We start from the raw sequence: 15,622 nt of genomic DNA, 5'->3' as shown, positions 1-15,622 counted from the left end.
TCGGTAACAACGGCAGCTGCGGCTGCCGTTTTTTATGCTTGTTCCTGCCCGCGTAATCAATGGCAAGCCCGACTGATTGAACCGTAGAAAGTGAGTCACTGATGACCTGTACGACCAAACTGCACCTGACCGTCGATGCCCAGTATTGCAGTCCCTATGCCATGTCGGTGTATGTGGCGCTGCAGGAGAAGCAGTTGCCCTTCACCCTGTCGACACTGAATCTGGACAGCGGGGCCAATCATGCACCGGCTTATGCGCTCAGTTCGCTGACTGCACGTGTGCCTGCCTTGCAGCATGGCGATTTCGTGCTGAGCGAGTCCTCTGCCATTACCGAATATCTGGAAGAGTTGTTTCCCGGCCCTGCGCTGTATCCGCAGTCAGCACAGGCCCGGGGGCGGGCGCGGCAAATCCAGGCCTGGCTGCGCAGCGATCTGCTGCCTCTGCGTGAGGAGCGTGACACGCTGGTGGTGTTCTACCGGCCAGTCGCACACCCCTTGTCTGACGCTGCGCAGCGCGCGGCGCACAAATTGCTACGCGTGGCCGAGCAGATCCTGCCGCCGGGTTCGGACACCCTGTTTGGAGAGTGGAGCATTGTCGATGTCGATCTGGCACTGATGCTCAACCGTTTGCGCCTGAATGGCGACCCCATGCCGCAGCGACTGGCAGATTACGCTGCCTTGCAATGGCAACGGCCATCCGTGCAGGCCTGGCTGGGTCTGTCACGGCCTGCCTTGTCATGAGTGGTGAAGACCAAGTAAAACTGTCGGGTATTTGCCACAACCCTGTTTGATCCAGGATAAGATTTTTCTTGGGCGGTGAACTTAAAATTCGGCGCCAAGTCACATCATTTCCGGTCACGCAAGCGCACCGGATTCCCTGATTGGTAGCGTGTTCTGGCGCTACGTCTTCTTGCTCTTCCTGCAAGACCGAACATTTCCGCATGTTCGGTTTTTCTTTTTTGTCACAATTTGAACTTGTATACAATATATAAGTGCTAATTGCGCTGCAATTAATCACATTCGAACATTTCCCATTGGCATGAATCGGGCTGTCCAGCGATAGCGTGCTGACGGCGTTCCGGAGGGCTGTTGTGGGGGATGTTGCAGCTTGGGCTGTGCTTGTGGCAAGGCGGATTTATTATGCTGTTTCGTAAAAAATCTTTAATAACATTGTGTTACAGCATTGTTTGAAGGGGGTTTGGTGCGCGTAGGCAAAAAAAATGCGCGGTGCCGTGAGGCCCGCGCCAAGTCTACAAAGGAGAAATAGAGGAGAAACTATCAAGAAGCAATTGCTGCATCTCAACGAGTACGGATTATCCAGATGCCGTGTGCGAGTGTCAACATCTGAATTTTCGGAAAACGAAAAAACATCCATTTTTGTCGCAAATTAGCACATTCTTATGTTTTAAATTGAAAGTCAAGCGCTTGCTTGATGAGCCGTCAGCGGCTGACTGTGCGACAATATCGCCTTTCCCGATTTCAGCAGGATGACAAGATGTCGCAGCCGCTTCTCACTCTCCCGGACCCGCGCCAATACCACCCGCAGGTATCGCTGACCAATATGCTGATCCACAACGCGCTGTCGGTGCAGAACGCAACGACAGAAGCGGATCGTGAGATGTGGTTTGTCGCCATCCGCGATGCCATGGCGCAAATGCTGCAACGTGGCGAATTGCTCTCCATTTCGGTCGCTTTGGCGATGGTGCCGTCACAGGACACTTATAAGATTGTCTGGGATGCATTGCGGGCCGCAGTCGAGCAGCCGGACGGGCGCTGTGCACATGTGTTTGCCTTGCCGCTGGTGCTGGTGGCCGGTAGCAAGAACCAGGCAACGCTGCCTGCCGCCATTGCGGATGAAGACGGTTTGAACGCGTTGCTGCGCCAACACGGTGTCATCAGCTCGGATGGCGATGTCCGCGTGTTTGGTCAATTGCTGCATCCGGACACGGTAGTGGCGATGGATGCGGCCAGGCTGTACCGCCTGACCCGTGATTTGACCAGCGCGGCTGATGGTGTTGGCGAAGCACTGAACGGTGCCGCCATTACCCTGAAAGAAGAGGGCGTGTTCCTGCGCTACCTGCTGGGTGTCGCCATCCAGCCGGAAGGCGATGCGGTCCCGGTAAAGCTGGGTGGTGCCGTCGGTGCCTGGGGCATGCCGCTGATGAAATTCCTGGGCGAACAATTGCACACCGATGGAGTGACGCTGTTCCCGATTGCCCGTCCGCCCTTGCCGGTGATGCAGGCCCTGGTGGCTGGCAATTTCGCCCGCTTCGAGGTGGCCTTGCAGGTGTTTGCCAGCAGTCAGATCCGCCGCCTGCGCGAGCTGTCGAAAGACCCGGTGGCCATTCTGTCCTCCCATGACAACGGTGAGTTGCACATCACCCTGTCGGCAGAAGGCGACGAGCGTAACTGGGAGGCTTTTGTCTGGCCGCTGGCTGCCATGGACAATGTGGCACTGATTGAATCGAATTTCCGTGAACTGATGGCTGAATGCCGGGTTCGCGATGTGCATGTGCTGGCCGAGGTTTACCCGGAAAACCGTGACGGAATACCGCTATTCTTTACCGCTGACGACCTGCCGCAGCTGAGCGGGCAATAAAGGACAACCATGGCGTAGCGCGTTTGCGGATACTGCCAAAATAGCTTTATGTGAAAATTTTCCACCGGGCGATTCGTGTAGAATGGCCTCATCGTTAACCCTTTGATGGAAGAGTCAAAGATGTTTGCAGCTGACCAGACGATTGCCAAGTTCGACCCGGAACTGGCCGCCGCTATCAAGGCCGAGTGCCAACGCCAGGAAGATCATATTGAACTGATCGCTTCCGAAAACTATACCAGCCCCGCAGTGATGGAAGCCCAGGGCTCCCAGCTGACCAACAAGTACGCTGAAGGCTACCCGGCCAAGCGTTTCTACGGTGGCTGTGAACACGTGGACGTGATCGAGCAACTGGCGATCGACCGCGTGAAGCAACTGTTCGGTGCCGAATATGCCAACGTGCAGCCGCACTCCGGCAGCCAGGCCAACCAGGCCGTGTACTTCTCCATCCTGAAGCCGGGCGACACCGTAATGGGCATGAACCTGGGCCACGGTGGTCACCTGACTCACGGTTCCCCGGCCAACCTGTCCGGCAAGATGTTCAACATCGTGGCCTACGGTCTGAACGAAAAGGAAGAAATCGACTACGACGACATGGAACGCGTAGCGATGGAAACCAAGCCCAAGCTGATCATCGGTGGTGCATCCGCTTACGCGCTGCGCTTCGACTTCGAACGCATGGGCCAGATCGCCAAGAAGTGCGGTGCTTACTTCATGGTCGACATGGCGCACTACGCCGGTCTGATCGCCGCTGGTGTATATCCGAACCCGGTGCCGCATGCCGACTTCGTGACCTCCACCACCCACAAGACCCTGCGTGGTCCGCGTGGCGGCATCATCCTGGCCAAGGCCGAGTTCGAAAAGAGCATCAACAGCAATGTATTCCCCACCCTGCAGGGCGGCCCGCTGATGCACGTGATTGCCGGCAAGGCCATTGCTTTCAAGGAAGCGCTGCAACCGGAATTCAAGATTTATCAGGAACAAGTGCTGAAGAACGCCGACGCCATGGCCCGTACCCTGGCCGAGCGTGGTCTGCGCATCATCTCCGGCCGTACCGAAAGCCACGTCTTCCTGGTGGACCTGCGTCCCAAGGGCCTGACCGGCAAGGCTGCCGACGCGCTGCTGGGCCGTGGTCACATCACCGTCAACAAGAACGCCATTCCGAATGATCCGGAAAGCCCGTTCGTGACTTCCGGCATCCGTATCGGCTCCCCGGCCATCACCACCCGCGGTTTCAAGGAAGCCGAAGCCGTGATGGTGGCCAACCTGGTAGCTGACGTACTGGACAACCCGAACGACGATGCAGCCATTGCACGTGTGGCCGAACAGGCTACCGCGCTGTGCCATCGCTTCCCGGTTTACGCCAAGTAAGCGCCAGCATGCATCAACAAGGCAGCCCACGGGCTGCCTTTTTTCTTGTCTGCAGCAAATAGGCGCTGCTTTACGATTGCAGGCATTAACCTGTGTGGCCTTTGCTGATACCATCAGACCATATCAAACACACTGGATTGACACGTCATGAAATGTCCTTTCTGTGGCAATGCCGATACGCAGGTCATCGACTCCCGCGTCAGTGAAGACGGAGCCAGCATCCGTCGTCGTCGTCGTTGCCTGGCTTGCGAAAAGCGCTTCACGACATTCGAGACTGCTGATGTGCGCATGCCGCAGGTGGTCAAGTCTGGTGGCCATCGCTCCGAATTCGATATCGAGAAAGTGCGTACCAGCTTCTTGCGTGCGCTGCACAAGCGTCCGGTTCCCACTGCGCTGGTGGATGATGCCATCGACCGTATCTGCCATCGCCTGCTGCAACTGGGAGAGCGCGAAGTGTCCAGCCGGCAGATCGGTGAAATGGTGATGAACGAACTGGCCAAGCTGGACAAGGTAGCCTATGTGCGTTTTGCCTCGGTTTATCGCAGTTTTCAGGATATTTCCGAATTCTCCGACGCCATCAAGGAAATCCAGAAGTCCAATCACTGACTATCAGCCTGACCGCTACATTGCCGGTCAGCTTGCTTGCTTACGCCATCGGCCGCTGCCTGCCAGTCAGACGTGGCCATTCTCATTCCGCTGGAAGGCTTGTTGATGTCGTTGTTTTCCCCGCAAGACCATGTATTCATGCAACAGGCGCTACGCCTGGCCGAGTCCGCCACCCGTCGGGCGGCACCTAATCCCGGAGTAGGTTGTGTACTGGTGCGCGATGGCCAGGTAATTGGTGAAGGTGCCACCTCGCAAGTAGGTGGCGATCATGCCGAAATCCAGGCCATCAAGGACTGTCTGGCGCGTGGTGATTCACCGCGGGGTGCAACTGCCTATGTCACGCTGGAGCCATGCAGTCATCATGGCCGGACGCCACCATGTGCCGAACGGCTGATCCGGGAAGGGCTGGTACGCGTGGTGGCTGCCATGGTGGATCCTTACCATGAGGTTGCCGGTCGCGGACTGGCCATGCTGCGTGCTGCCGGCATCGATGCCACCGCAGGGCTGCTGGAAGCCGAGGCTCGCCGCGTTCATCGTGGTTTTCTGTCGCGGGTGGAGCGGCAACGTCCGTGGGTGACGCTCAAGGCTGCTGCCACACTGGATGGCAAAACGGCATTGCTCAACGGAAAAAGCCAATGGATTACCGGCCCTGCCGCCCGTCACGATGTGCAAAAGCTGCGTGCGCGCAGCTGCGCCATCCTTACCGGCAGCGGTACGGTGCTGGTGGATAATCCGCAACTGACCGTGCGCGATTTCATTCTGCCGCAGCAGCCGCTGCGGGTCGTGCTGGACAGCCGTCTGGTCACCCCGCCGGACCGGCGCATTTTCCACGGTGGCAATACCTTGCTGGTGACCAGCATTGCCGACCCGCTGCGGCATCAGCCGTATTTGCAGCGCGGTGCCGAACTGATGGTGCTGCCCGAAGATGCCGGTCATGCCAATCTGCCCATGCTGATGCAACGACTGGCCGAACGTGGTGTCAATGAACTCATGATTGAAGCAGGTGCCGGGCTGAATGGTGCACTGGTGCGTGCCGGGCTGGTGGACGAAGCCATCCTGTTCCTGGCCCCGGCGCTGGTGGGCAGTACGGCACAGGGCTTGTTTGCCTGGCCTGCGCTGGAAGATCTGGCCGACAAACAGCAGGTGAAGATTCAGGATGTGCGCATGGTTGGCGCCGACATCCGTATCAACATGACGTTTGCCCAGCCTTGAAGGACCGGGCTAAGGCCGGCGGAGAAATCGTCTGGCCGAAGCCCTTATCCTGTTCCACAATGAAACAGGTCTTTACGGCGCACATGCGTGACGAAAGACTGCAGCGGCACAGGCCGACCTTGCGAGTACATGCCAATGACCGAGAACGCCTCAGCACTTCCAGCCATGGACAGGGAAGCCCTGCAACAGGCACTGGATGCCTATTTGCGCCTGATCCTGCGCCAGGGTGCCAGCGAGCAGGTATTGCAAGAGCGCCGCCAGTTGCTGGACCGCTTGCTGCCGCTGCTGCTTGGCGTGTCGCGGGACGCCCAATCCTTTCGCCGGGTGGTGGAGCGTTTCGTCAACGACTCCGAAGTGGCAGACCGGGTGACCGCCCTGACCTGTGCCCGCGAGTATTATTATTTCTGGCTTGGTGATGTCAAAAAGCTGGTGGAAATCACCTCCCGCTCCGGCTTCACCACGCGCAATGTACGGCTGGAGATGGCCGATTCGCTGGCATCCCTGCTCGAACGCATGCAGCAACAAGGCTTCAATACCTTCCCGCCCTCGCTGGAAATCTATCTGGGCAAGCTGTTTGAAGACGGTATGCCCGAAGCGGACATCCAGGAGCGGGAATACCTGCTCAAAGCCATGTTGTTCCTGCTGTCGGGCCAACCCTATCGTCCGGACAGCTTCCGCATGGTGGTGGATGCCATGCTGCTGCACCTGAGCGATGCGCAAAACCAGAAAGCCTTTGTCCAGCTGGCGCGGGAGTACTTCTATTACTGGCTGTCATTCCCGCCGGCGCATGAGCGGATTCACCTTGCCGAAGAGGCTGCCCAACCGCTAGGCCTGATGCAACCGGGTAATACCACCCGCCAGCACTGAAGAGCGCCATACCATCAACCTTGCCGGAGCAGCAGACCACGCCTGACAAACGGCTGCGCTGCACGGCCCACCCATTGGAGTTTGCATGTCGCAATCCTCGGCTTATGCATCCTTGCTGACCCGGTTTACCCGTTTGCACCGTTATGCCCATCTGGCTGCCATCGCCGGTTGGGACCAAGCCACCATGATGCCCGCCAAGGGCAATGAAGCGCGGGCAGCCGCACAGGCCGAGCTGGAGGTGCTGATGCATGCCACCCTCACCGACCCCGCGCTGGCACAAGAACTGCAACAGGCCGAGCAGGAAGCCAAAACCGAATTCGAACAAGCCAGCCTGCGCGAGATGCGCCGGGAGTGGCAGCAGGCCAATCTGTTGCCGGCCGAACTGGTGGAAGCCCAGGCGCTGGCTGGTGCCCGTTGTGAACATGCCTGGCGTGAACAGCGTGCCAACAATGACTGGACCGGCTTTTTGCAGAACTTCCGCGAAGTGGTGAAGCTGTCGCGTCAGGAAGCGCAATTGCTGGCATCCGCCCAGGGCTGCACGCCTTACGATGCCCTGATGAACAAGTACGAGCCGGGCATGCAAAGCGCCGATATCGACCGCATCTTTGCTGCGGTCAAAAGCTGGCTGCCGGGGCTGATTGCCCAGGTCATGGAAAAGCAGGCGCAGGAGAAGCTGCTGCTGCCGCAAGGAAGCTTCCCGGTGGAGCAGCAGCGTCAACTGGGCCTGGCTGTGATGGGTCTGCTGGGTTTCGACTTTGATGCCGGCCGGCTGGATGTCAGCGTGCATCCCTTCTGCGGTGGCGTGCCGGAAGACGTGCGTATCACCACGCGTTACCGGGAAGATGACTTCATGCAAAGCCTGATGGGCATCATCCACGAAACCGGGCATGCCCGTTACGAGCAGGGCTTGCCGCGCGACTTGCTGCATCTGCCGGTAGGACGTGCACGCTCCATGGGCATCCATGAAAGCCAGAGCCTGTCTTTCGAGATGCAACTGGGCCGTAACCCGGCCTTCCTGTCGCTGATTTCACCGTTGATCGGCGAGCATCTGGGCACGCAGCCGGCCTTTGCTCCGGACAACCTGGCCTTGCTCTACAGCCGGGTGCATCCGGGTTACATCCGGGTGGATGCCGACGAGTTGTGCTATCCCGCCCATGTCATCTTGCGCTATGAAATCGAGAAGGCGCTGATTGAAGGCGATATCGAGCCTGAAGACATTCCGGCATTGTGGGATGAAAAAATGCAAAGTTATCTGGGCGTGGACACCCGTGGCAATTACCGTCAAGGCTGCCTGCAGGATATTCACTGGACGGACGGCAGTTTCGGTTATTTCCCCAGCTACACACTGGGTGCGATGTACGCCGCGCAGTACTTTGCCGTGATGCGCCGCAGTATGCCGGACCTGGATCAACGCATTGCAGCCGGTGAGCTGAGTGCCGTGTTTGACTGGCTGGAGCAGAACATCTGGAGCCAGGCCAGCCGTTATTCCACCGCAGAACTGGTAAGCCGTGCATGCGGGGAAACGCTGAATCCGGACTATTTCCGTACGCATTTGCAAGCCCGCTACCTGGGCTGATTGTTCGTCATCAGCAATAAAAAAAACCGCGTGTCTGACACGCGGTTTTTTGTTGGGGCGGCACTGCATTCATGCCGTGACTGCCAGCTCCTGATGCATGGCATCCACCCAGTCTTCAAATTCCACATCCGACATGCCCAGGTAATTGAGCACCTCATCCTTGCGGGCATCCCAGCCGGCATCTTCCTTGCCAGGGGTCAGGGTGCGCCATACATGGCGTGCTGCACGGGTGACTGCCACCATCATGCGGCCATCGTGGTCCAGTGGTGCATCCGGGCTGGTATCCATCACCGTATCGTCATTCTGCATCAGGATGGCTTTGGCAAAGTTTTCCGGCATGTTCCAGCTGCGGGCCACCAGATAACCCACCACATCGTGACGGGTACCGTGCAGTTCCTGTTCCACCAGTCCGACACGATCATCACTGGCCATTTCCACCAGGCGCAGCGTGCGACTGTAGCTGGGGAAACGCATCAGCATGATGGCCATGCCGCAGTTGTGAAACAGGGCAAAGCTGCGGCAGTCGTCGGTGACGTGGACAATGCGGTCACACAGGGCAGAGCTGATCATGGCAATCTGCAAGGTGCCATCCCAGAACTGTTCCAGTGCCGGCGGAGTTTCCGCCGTCAGCCGGGTGCGCAATACCAGGCCGCTTACCAGACTGATGACATTCTTGATACCCAGCAGGCTGATTGCCTGATGCACCGAAGTGATGTGCCGGCCGCGACCCAGAATGGGCGTATTGGCAGCCTTGAGCATGGCCACGCATAACGCCGGGTCTTCATTGATGATGTCATCCAGCTTTTGCAGGGTGATATCAGGGTCCTGACGCAAGCCCATCAGCTTGTCCAGCACATCCGGGCGGGGAGGGATAACCAGGTTTTTCAGGAGCTCGTCGCGTTCGTCGGTGCTGATCAAGGGCGTCATGCTGGGCAACTAGAGTGTAGGGTTATCGTTCATTTTATCAGCCTTCTTACGCAATGTAGGCCCATCTTGTGCACTTGTTTGCCAATTTTGACACTGGTCAAGCGTGTTTGATGCTGGTCTGAAAACGTTGCTGGATACAGCTTAAAGCAGGAAGGACTGAATGACCTGCGCCAGGCGCTTCGGCTGTTCCCACTGCACCATATGGCCTGCATCGGCAATGACATCTTCCTGCAAGCGGGCAAAGCAGGCGCGACGTTCCGGCAGGGTATCTCTCACCCCTTTGGCCATGGGGTGGTCCCAGTGGGCCCCGCCAATCACCCATTGCACTGGTGCGGTAATGCGCTGCCAGCAACTCTTGGCTTCTTCCAGCCGGTACAGCACCGGGTTAACCATTTTATGGCGCGGGTCTGCGCGATAAACCAGCTCGCCCTGTTCATTGCAACGGGTCAGTGAGGCTGCCAGCCACAGGGCTGCGGGCTGTTCCAGCCTCGGGCTGCGTTCAATCAGTTTGGCCGCAACACTTTCCAGACTGTCCAGGGGATTGAAGACGGGCGGCTCCTGTCGTTCGCGCAGCCAGCGGGCATAGCGGCCCGGGGCTTCAGCCGGACGCGTGGCATTCAGGCCAAAGCCTTCCACCAGTGACAGCCGCGCGATGCGCGCTGGCCTAACGCCAGCATAAATGCCGGCAACCATCGCCCCCATGCTGTGACCCAGCAGGTGTACGGGCTGATTGGGCGAGAGATGATCCAGCAAGGCATCCAGATCGGCCAGGTAATCCGGGAAATAATAGCTACCGGTATTCCAGGCGCTGTCGCCAAAGCCGCGCCAGTCGGGTGCCACCACATGCCAGTTGCCGGGCAGGGCATCCACCAGAAACTGGAAAGTGGCCGAACTATCCATCCAGCCATGCAGCATGACCAGCAAGGGGGCTGCAGGATCTCCCCAGTGGCGCAGGTGGTAGTGGTGCCGGATCAATGTGATGAATTCGCTACGGCTGGGCTTAACAGGTTGCATGGCAGGCTAGTCGGCAGGAATGGGCAGGGCATCAGTGTACGGAAAAATCAGTGCCGGCTCATCATGAGGCGTAAGAGACATGGTGCATGCAGGCCAGCATGACATTCGAAAGGTGATATGTTGCATGTGGGAGGCAGCCGCTGGGAGTCCAGCCAATATGCTGTGCTGCGGGCAGTATCTGAACTCCCCTTACAATACGTCGCCCACCCAGCTGCGCAGCCGTTTGCTGTTGGCTTTGCAAGATTAAACCGGAGCCCATCATGTATCAGATAGAAATCATCCATTACCAACAGCCGCTGCCGGTGCTGATGAAGCCGCACCAGGGGCCTTATTCCGGCATTGCTGCTGCATTTGCTGCCTTGCGTACGCTGATGCAGCAGCATGCGGCTTGTCCACAAACCGTGCGCGCATTCGGGCAGTACCTGGATGACCCTGCCACGGTGGCGCCGCAGGCATTGCGTGCAGCGGCTTGCCTGACGCCGCCCCCGGCTTTGTCACTGACTGCTGCCGAAGTGCAAGAACTGGGCTTTGTCTATGGCGAGCTGGCGGCAGGGCGCTATGCCAGCATTGTGTATCAGGGGCCGTATCAGGGTCTGGCAGCGGCATGGAACTGGTTGCTGCAAGAGTGGCTGCCAGGTAGTGGCGAGCAGTTTGGCCAACGCCCCTTGCTGGATGAAGCCTTGATCGGTCCGCATGATGTGGCACCGGAGGCGTGGCGTACCCGCTTGTTGCTGCCCTTGGCCTGAGTAACAGACACAAAAAAGCCCGCATCGTTAAATGCGGGCTTTTCTTCGTCAGCCGGTCGGGGACCGGCTGTGACCGAGGATTAACGCGAAACGTGGTAGTTCGGCGCTTCCTTGGTGATTTGTACGTCGTGTACATGCGATTCCTGCATACCGGCGGAGGTGATTTCCACAAAGCCGGCTTTTTCATGCATTTCATCGATGTTGGCGCAGCCCAGGTAACCCATGGAGGAGCGCAGGCCGCCCATCAGCTGATGGATCACGGCAGCGATCGGGCCCTTGTACGGTACGCGACCTTCAATACCTTCCGGTACGAACTTGTCGGCAGCGTTGGAGCTGTCCTGGAAGTAACGGTCAGCCGAACCCTGGCTCATGGCACCCAGCGAGCCCATACCGCGGTAGGACTTGTAGGAACGGCCCTGATACAGCTCGACTTCACCCGGTGCTTCTTCGGTACCGGCAAACATGCCGCCCAGCATCACGCAGTTGCCACCGGCAGCCAGTGCCTTGGAGATGTCGCCGGAGAAGCGGATGCCGCCGTCGGCGATCATCGGCACGCCAGTGCCTTTCAGTTCTTCGGAAACATTGTGAATGGCGGTCAGTTGCGGCACGCCCACACCGGCCACGATACGGGTGGTGCAGATGGAACCCGGGCCAATACCCACTTTCACGCCATCGGCACCGGCTTCCACCAGGGCGCGAGCCGCAGCAGCGGTAGCAATATTGCCGCCAATCACATCGACTTGCGGGTAGGTTTGCTTTACCCAGCGCACGCGTTCGATCACGCCCTGGCTGTGGCCATGCGCGGTATCCACCACGATTACATCCACGCCGGCTGCCACCAGTGCGGCCACACGCTGTTCGGTATCACCACCAGTACCTACGGCAGCACCTACACGCAGACGGCCTTGGCTATCCTTGTTGGCGTTCGGGTGTTCGCTGGTCTTGACGATATCCTTGACAGTAATCAGACCCTTCAGCTCCCACTGATCGTTGATCACCAGCACGCGCTCCAAGCGGTGGGTGTGCATCAGTTCGCGGGCTTCGTCGATGCTGGCGCCTTCCTTCACGGTGATCAGGCGATCACGCGGCGTCATGATGGAACCGACGGTTTGCTCCAGACGGGTTTCGAAACGCAGGTCACGGTTGGTGACAATGCCAACAACCTTGCCGTTTTCGATCACCGGCAGGCCGGAAATCTTGTGTTGGCGGGTCAGCAGGACCAGATCGCGCACCAGCATGTCCGGGGCAATGGTGATCGGGTCTTTGACCACGCCGCTTTCGTGGCGTTTTACCTTGGACACTTCCGCAGCTTGCTTGTCGGCCGACATATTCTTGTGAATGATGCCAATGCCGCCTTCCTGTGCCATGGCAATGGCCAGCGAGGATTCGGTAACCGTATCCATGGCGGCAGAAACCAGAGGCAGGTTCAGCGTGATATTGCGGGTGAGTTTGGTAGAGAGGACTACGTCGCGCGGCAGAACTTCAGAATGGGCCGGGACGAGGAGAACGTCGTCGAAAGTATAGGCTTTCTCGATGATACGCATCTGGCGTTTCCTTTGCGGCAAAGCGGCATTATACCGAGACTGTTGATGTGTTGCAAAAAATGCTGATGCTTGCTTTTGCGATCAGCCTGCCTACACCGTACAATCAGCATGTTTCAGCTTAGGACACCAAACAATGAAATCCCCTGCGATTCTGAGTGTGCTTGTTGCATGTGTGCTGTCCGCCCCGGTCATGGCGGAGGTGTATCAGTATGTCGATGCCAACGGCAAGACTGTTTTTTCTGATCAGCCGCCGCCAGGCTCCAAGGCCAAGCAGGTGAATGTACGCGCTTACGGTCCTGCTTCATCCCCGGCCAAGGCGGTCAAGTCGGCCCCGCAAAGCGAAGCTGACAAGAAGAACGCAGAAATCGCGGCCGACAATGCCAAGGTGAAAGAACAAAACAAGAAGGTCGCACAGGAAAACTGCAAGCGAGCGCGGGAAAACCAGGCGGCGATTCAGCAAAACGGCCGGATCAAGATGCCGGGCAGCAATGCGCTGGCCACTGACAGCCAGCGCAGTGCGCTGTTGCAGCAAGCCCAGCAGGATGTGCAAAACTGGTGCAATCAGTGAACTCATGACAACAAACAGTTTCGATCCCCAATCGGTACTGGCCAACCTTCCCAATTTGCCCGGCGTTTATCGCATGTTCGATACGTCGGGCAATGTGCTTTATGTGGGCAAGGCCATCGACCTCAAAAAGCGGGTCAGCTCTTATTTCCAGAAGACCGACCACTCCCCGCGTATCCAGCTGATGGTTAGGCAGATTGCCAATATCGAAACCACGGTGACCCGCTCGGAAGCCGAAGCACTGATTCTGGAAAACAACCTGATCAAGGCGCTGGCGCCCAAGTACAACATCCTGTTCCGGGATGACAAGTCCTACCCCTATCTGATGCTGTCCGGTCATGTCTTCCCGCAACTGGCGTATTACCGGGGCGAACCCAAGAAGCCGCATCAGTTCTTTGGCCCTTATCCCAATAGCTACGCTGTACGCGAAAGCATCCAGATCCTGCAAAAGGTATTCCGCCTGCGTACCTGTGAAGACGCGGTGTTTGCCAACCGCTCGCGTCCCTGCCTGCTATACCAGATCAAACGCTGCTCCGGCCCTTGTGTCGAACATATCTCGGCAGAGGAATACCGCAGCGATGTGCAAAGCGCCGTAGCCTTTTTGCAAGGCAGGCAGAATGAGCTGATCGACACGCTGACCCAGCGCATGGAACAAGCTGCGCTGGCGCTGGAGTTCGAGCAGGCGGCCGAACTGCGCGACCAGATCCAGGCCCTGAGCCGGGTACAGGAAAAGCAGTTTGTTTCCAGTAATGCCAGCCAGCAGGATTGCGATGTGGTGGCCGCCGTTGCCGATGGCGGGCTGGTGTGCATCAATCTGGTGATGATACGTGGCGGTCGCCATCTGGGAGACAAGAGCTTCTTTCCCCAAGGGACGGTTGACGACGATGCCGCTAGCCATCTGGACGCATTTCTCGCCCAGCATTATCTGGGTGCGCCCATGCCGCCGGTCATCATTGTCAATCAGGATGTATCAGCAGCATTGCGCGAACTGCTGGAACAACAGTCGGAGCGACGGGTTCATCTGGTCAGCAACCCCATCAGCGAACGGCGCGTCTGGCTGGAAATGGCGGAAAAGAACGCTGCGCTGGCCATTAGCCAGCGTCTGAGCAGCAAGGCCACGCAGCAGCATCGCCTGGCACAGCTCAACGAAGCCCTGGGCCTGGAAGGTGTGCAGCGGCTGGAATGTTTCGATATCAGCCATACCATGGGTGAAGCCACGGTGGCCTCTTGTGTGGTGTATGACAAGGAAGCCATGCAGCCGGGCCAGTACCGCCGCTTCAATATCGAAACGGCCAAACCAGGTGACGACTATGCAGCCATGCGCGAGGCGCTTACCCGCCGCTACAGCCGTTTGGCGGCAGGGGAGGGGACTTTGCCTGATGCCGTACTGATTGATGGCGGCAAGGGACAGGTTGGGGTAGCCATGGATGTTTTTGCCGAGCTGGGCCTCACCTTGCCCATCATCGGTGTGGCCAAGGGCGAAGAGCGCAAGCCCGGGCTGGAAACGCTCATCCTCCCTTATCAGCAAAAGACGCTACAATTGCGCAGTGACCACCCGGCATTGCATCTGATCCAGACCATCCGGGACGAAGCGCATCGCTTTGCCATTACCGGACACCGCGCACGACGCGCCAAGGCGCGCACGGCATCCACGCTGGAAGAGATTCCGGGCGTTGGCGCCAAGCGACGTCAGCAATTGTTGCTGCGCTTTGGTGGTTTACGCGGTGTAGTGGCAGCCAGTATTGACGATTTGTCGCAGGTAGATGGCATCAGTCAAACCCTCGCGGAAAAGATCTACCAGGCTTTGCATTAAACGAAAACCATAAGCAGATTAACTACATGCCCTTCAATTTGCCGATCTTCCTAACCTGGCTGCGCGTTGCGCTGATACCACTGTGTGTAGCCGTCTTTTTCCTGCCAGATTCCATGCTGATGGCCACCGACCGTAACAACGTCGGCGCGCTCATCTTCTTTCTCGCCGCCTGGACCGACTGGCTGGATGGCTTTCTGGCACGCAAGCTGGGACAGACATCGGCATTTGGTGCTTTTCTGGACCCGGTGGCCGACAAGCTGATTGTGGCCGCTGCGCTCATCCTGCTGGTTGAAATGGGCCGCACGCCAGGCTGGATGGCCATGATCATCATCGGCCGGGAAATCACCATCTCAGCCTTGCGTGAGTGGATGGCCGGCATGGGCAGTCGTGGCAGCGTAGCCGTGGCCTATATCGGCAAGCTGAAAACGGCGGCACAAATGCTGGCCATCTTGCTTTTGCTGTACGCTGGCCCGCTTTTGCCGGGTGTCAGCACCTTGCTGCTGGGAAATATTTTCATGGTGATTGCCGTGATTTTGACTTTGTGGTCAATGGTTTACTATCTGCGCATGGCTGCACGCGAGTTTTCCGGTAAAAAAATTGATGTGTGAAGTGTTGACAGGGTCTGAGAAACCCTTATAATTCTCACTCTCTCGACGCCACTTCGGTGGCAGACAAGAGAAGCAAACCAAGTTGTATGCGGGAATAGCTCAGTTGGTAGAGCGCAACCTTGCCAAGGTTGAGGTCGCGAGTTCGAGCCTCGTTTCCCGCTCCACTACTTGATTTGCA

14 protein-coding genes and 1 tRNA gene are annotated in these 15,622 nt (G+C 58.0%); 12 read left to right on the top strand and 3 right to left on the bottom strand.

The annotated features are described in order from the left end of the window. The first annotated feature begins 101 nt into the window (after nt 1-101). The 7 genes from yfcF (at nt 102) to DKK66_RS02690 (ending at nt 8,227) form a co-directional block, all read left to right on the top strand. Nucleotides 102-740, top strand: a complete 639-nt coding sequence (gene yfcF / locus DKK66_RS02720) for a glutathione transferase (protein WP_131355331.1) — start codon at nt 102-104, stop codon at nt 738-740. Nucleotides 741-1,494: 754 nt separating this feature from the next. Continuing rightward, complete coding sequence (locus tag DKK66_RS02715; RefSeq protein WP_131355327.1) at nt 1,495-2,598, top strand: hypothetical protein; 1,104 nt, start codon at nt 1,495-1,497, stop codon at nt 2,596-2,598. A gap of 120 nt (nt 2,599-2,718) precedes the next feature. Then, nucleotides 2,719-3,966 (top strand): serine hydroxymethyltransferase, encoded by a 1,248-nt coding sequence (gene glyA, locus DKK66_RS02710; protein WP_045845685.1) that lies wholly within the window; start codon nt 2,719-2,721, stop codon nt 3,964-3,966. A 147-nt stretch (nt 3,967-4,113) separates the two neighbouring features. Next, nucleotides 4,114-4,572, top strand: a complete 459-nt coding sequence (gene nrdR / locus DKK66_RS02705; RefSeq protein WP_045845686.1) for a transcriptional regulator NrdR — start codon at nt 4,114-4,116, stop codon at nt 4,570-4,572. A 105-nt stretch (nt 4,573-4,677) separates the two neighbouring features. After that, nucleotides 4,678-5,784 (top strand): bifunctional diaminohydroxyphosphoribosylaminopyrimidine deaminase/5-amino-6-(5-phosphoribosylamino)uracil reductase RibD, encoded by a 1,107-nt coding sequence (ribD, locus tag DKK66_RS02700; RefSeq protein WP_131360813.1) that lies wholly within the window; start codon nt 4,678-4,680, stop codon nt 5,782-5,784. Between the two features lie 165 nt (nt 5,785-5,949). Further along, nucleotides 5,950-6,651 (top strand): hypothetical protein, encoded by a 702-nt coding sequence (locus DKK66_RS02695; protein ID WP_207389842.1) that lies wholly within the window; start codon nt 5,950-5,952, stop codon nt 6,649-6,651. An 85-nt stretch (nt 6,652-6,736) separates the two neighbouring features. Further along, nucleotides 6,737-8,227, top strand: coding sequence for a carboxypeptidase M32 (locus DKK66_RS02690; protein WP_131355324.1), 1,491 nt, complete (start codon nt 6,737-6,739; stop codon nt 8,225-8,227). 69 nt (nt 8,228-8,296) lie between these two features. Here the strand turns inward: DKK66_RS02690 and DKK66_RS02685 are convergent, their stop codons facing one another. Together DKK66_RS02685 and DKK66_RS02680 are read right to left on the bottom strand one after the other, a co-directional pair. After that, nucleotides 8,297-9,154, bottom strand: a complete 858-nt coding sequence (locus tag DKK66_RS02685; protein WP_131355321.1) for an HDOD domain-containing protein — start codon at nt 9,152-9,154, stop codon at nt 8,297-8,299. 141 nt (nt 9,155-9,295) lie between these two features. Further along, nucleotides 9,296-10,168, bottom strand: coding sequence for an alpha/beta fold hydrolase (locus tag DKK66_RS02680; protein WP_131355318.1), 873 nt, complete (start codon nt 10,166-10,168; stop codon nt 9,296-9,298). 260 nt (nt 10,169-10,428) lie between these two features. Between DKK66_RS02680 and DKK66_RS02675 the strand changes: the two genes are divergently transcribed. Beyond that, nucleotides 10,429-10,914, top strand: coding sequence for a GyrI-like domain-containing protein (locus DKK66_RS02675; RefSeq protein WP_131355315.1), 486 nt, complete (start codon nt 10,429-10,431; stop codon nt 10,912-10,914). Between the two features lie 80 nt (nt 10,915-10,994). Here DKK66_RS02675 and guaB read toward each other — a convergent pair whose 3' ends face one another. After that, nucleotides 10,995-12,458, bottom strand: a complete 1,464-nt coding sequence (gene guaB, locus DKK66_RS02670) for an IMP dehydrogenase (protein WP_045845691.1) — start codon at nt 12,456-12,458, stop codon at nt 10,995-10,997. 133 nt (nt 12,459-12,591) lie between these two features. On the opposite strand from guaB, the gene DKK66_RS02665 reads away from it, so the two are divergent. The 4 genes from DKK66_RS02665 (at nt 12,592) to DKK66_RS02650 (ending at nt 15,608) form a co-directional block, all read left to right on the top strand. Next, nucleotides 12,592-13,026: a DUF4124 domain-containing protein gene (locus DKK66_RS02665; RefSeq protein WP_045845692.1), complete on the top strand. Its 435-nt coding sequence runs from the start codon at nt 12,592-12,594 to the stop codon at nt 13,024-13,026. A gap of 4 nt (nt 13,027-13,030) precedes the next feature. Beyond that, on the top strand, nt 13,031-14,836 hold the full coding sequence (gene uvrC / locus DKK66_RS02660) for an excinuclease ABC subunit UvrC (RefSeq protein ID WP_131355312.1): 1,806 nt from the start codon (nt 13,031-13,033) through the stop codon (nt 14,834-14,836). A gap of 26 nt (nt 14,837-14,862) precedes the next feature. Next, nucleotides 14,863-15,444, top strand: coding sequence for a CDP-diacylglycerol--glycerol-3-phosphate 3-phosphatidyltransferase (pgsA, locus tag DKK66_RS02655; protein WP_045845694.1), 582 nt, complete (start codon nt 14,863-14,865; stop codon nt 15,442-15,444). 88 nt (nt 15,445-15,532) lie between these two features. Continuing rightward, nucleotides 15,533-15,608 (top strand) — tRNA-Gly (locus DKK66_RS02650). Nucleotides 15,609-15,622: the final 14 nt, after the last annotated feature.

The sequence above is a fragment of the Aquitalea sp. USM4 genome, from assembly GCF_004328945.1.
GTDB classification, from domain to species: Bacteria; Pseudomonadota; Gammaproteobacteria; order Burkholderiales; family Chromobacteriaceae; genus Aquitalea; species Aquitalea pelogenes.
Note: the sequence above shows the minus strand (reverse complement) of the source record. Positions and strands in the feature narration are given on the sequence as shown.

What these genes read in the sequence shown, in the direction of transcription:
- DKK66_RS02685 (WP_131355321.1), bottom strand. Translation starts at nt 9,154, where the DNA reads ATGACGCCCTTGATCAGCACCGACGAACGCGACGAGCTCCTGAAAAAC.
- guaB (WP_045845691.1), bottom strand. Translation starts at nt 12,458, where the DNA reads ATGCGTATCATCGAGAAAGCCTATACTTTCGACGACGTTCTCCTCGTC.
- DKK66_RS02715 (WP_131355327.1), top strand. Translation starts at nt 1,495, where the DNA reads ATGTCGCAGCCGCTTCTCACTCTCCCGGACCCGCGCCAATACCACCCG.
- glyA (WP_045845685.1), top strand. Translation starts at nt 2,719, where the DNA reads ATGTTTGCAGCTGACCAGACGATTGCCAAGTTCGACCCGGAACTGGCC.
- DKK66_RS02675 (WP_131355315.1), top strand. Translation starts at nt 10,429, where the DNA reads ATGTATCAGATAGAAATCATCCATTACCAACAGCCGCTGCCGGTGCTG.
- pgsA (WP_045845694.1), top strand. Translation starts at nt 14,863, where the DNA reads ATGCCCTTCAATTTGCCGATCTTCCTAACCTGGCTGCGCGTTGCGCTG.
- nrdR (WP_045845686.1), top strand. Translation starts at nt 4,114, where the DNA reads ATGAAATGTCCTTTCTGTGGCAATGCCGATACGCAGGTCATCGACTCC.
- yfcF (WP_131355331.1), top strand. Translation starts at nt 102, where the DNA reads ATGACCTGTACGACCAAACTGCACCTGACCGTCGATGCCCAGTATTGC.
- ribD (WP_131360813.1), top strand. Translation starts at nt 4,678, where the DNA reads ATGTCGTTGTTTTCCCCGCAAGACCATGTATTCATGCAACAGGCGCTA.
- uvrC (WP_131355312.1), top strand. Translation starts at nt 13,031, where the DNA reads ATGACAACAAACAGTTTCGATCCCCAATCGGTACTGGCCAACCTTCCC.
- DKK66_RS02690 (WP_131355324.1), top strand. Translation starts at nt 6,737, where the DNA reads ATGTCGCAATCCTCGGCTTATGCATCCTTGCTGACCCGGTTTACCCGT.
- DKK66_RS02665 (WP_045845692.1), top strand. Translation starts at nt 12,592, where the DNA reads ATGAAATCCCCTGCGATTCTGAGTGTGCTTGTTGCATGTGTGCTGTCC.
- DKK66_RS02680 (WP_131355318.1), bottom strand. Translation starts at nt 10,168, where the DNA reads ATGCAACCTGTTAAGCCCAGCCGTAGCGAATTCATCACATTGATCCGG.
- DKK66_RS02695 (WP_207389842.1), top strand. Translation starts at nt 5,950, where the DNA reads ATGGACAGGGAAGCCCTGCAACAGGCACTGGATGCCTATTTGCGCCTG.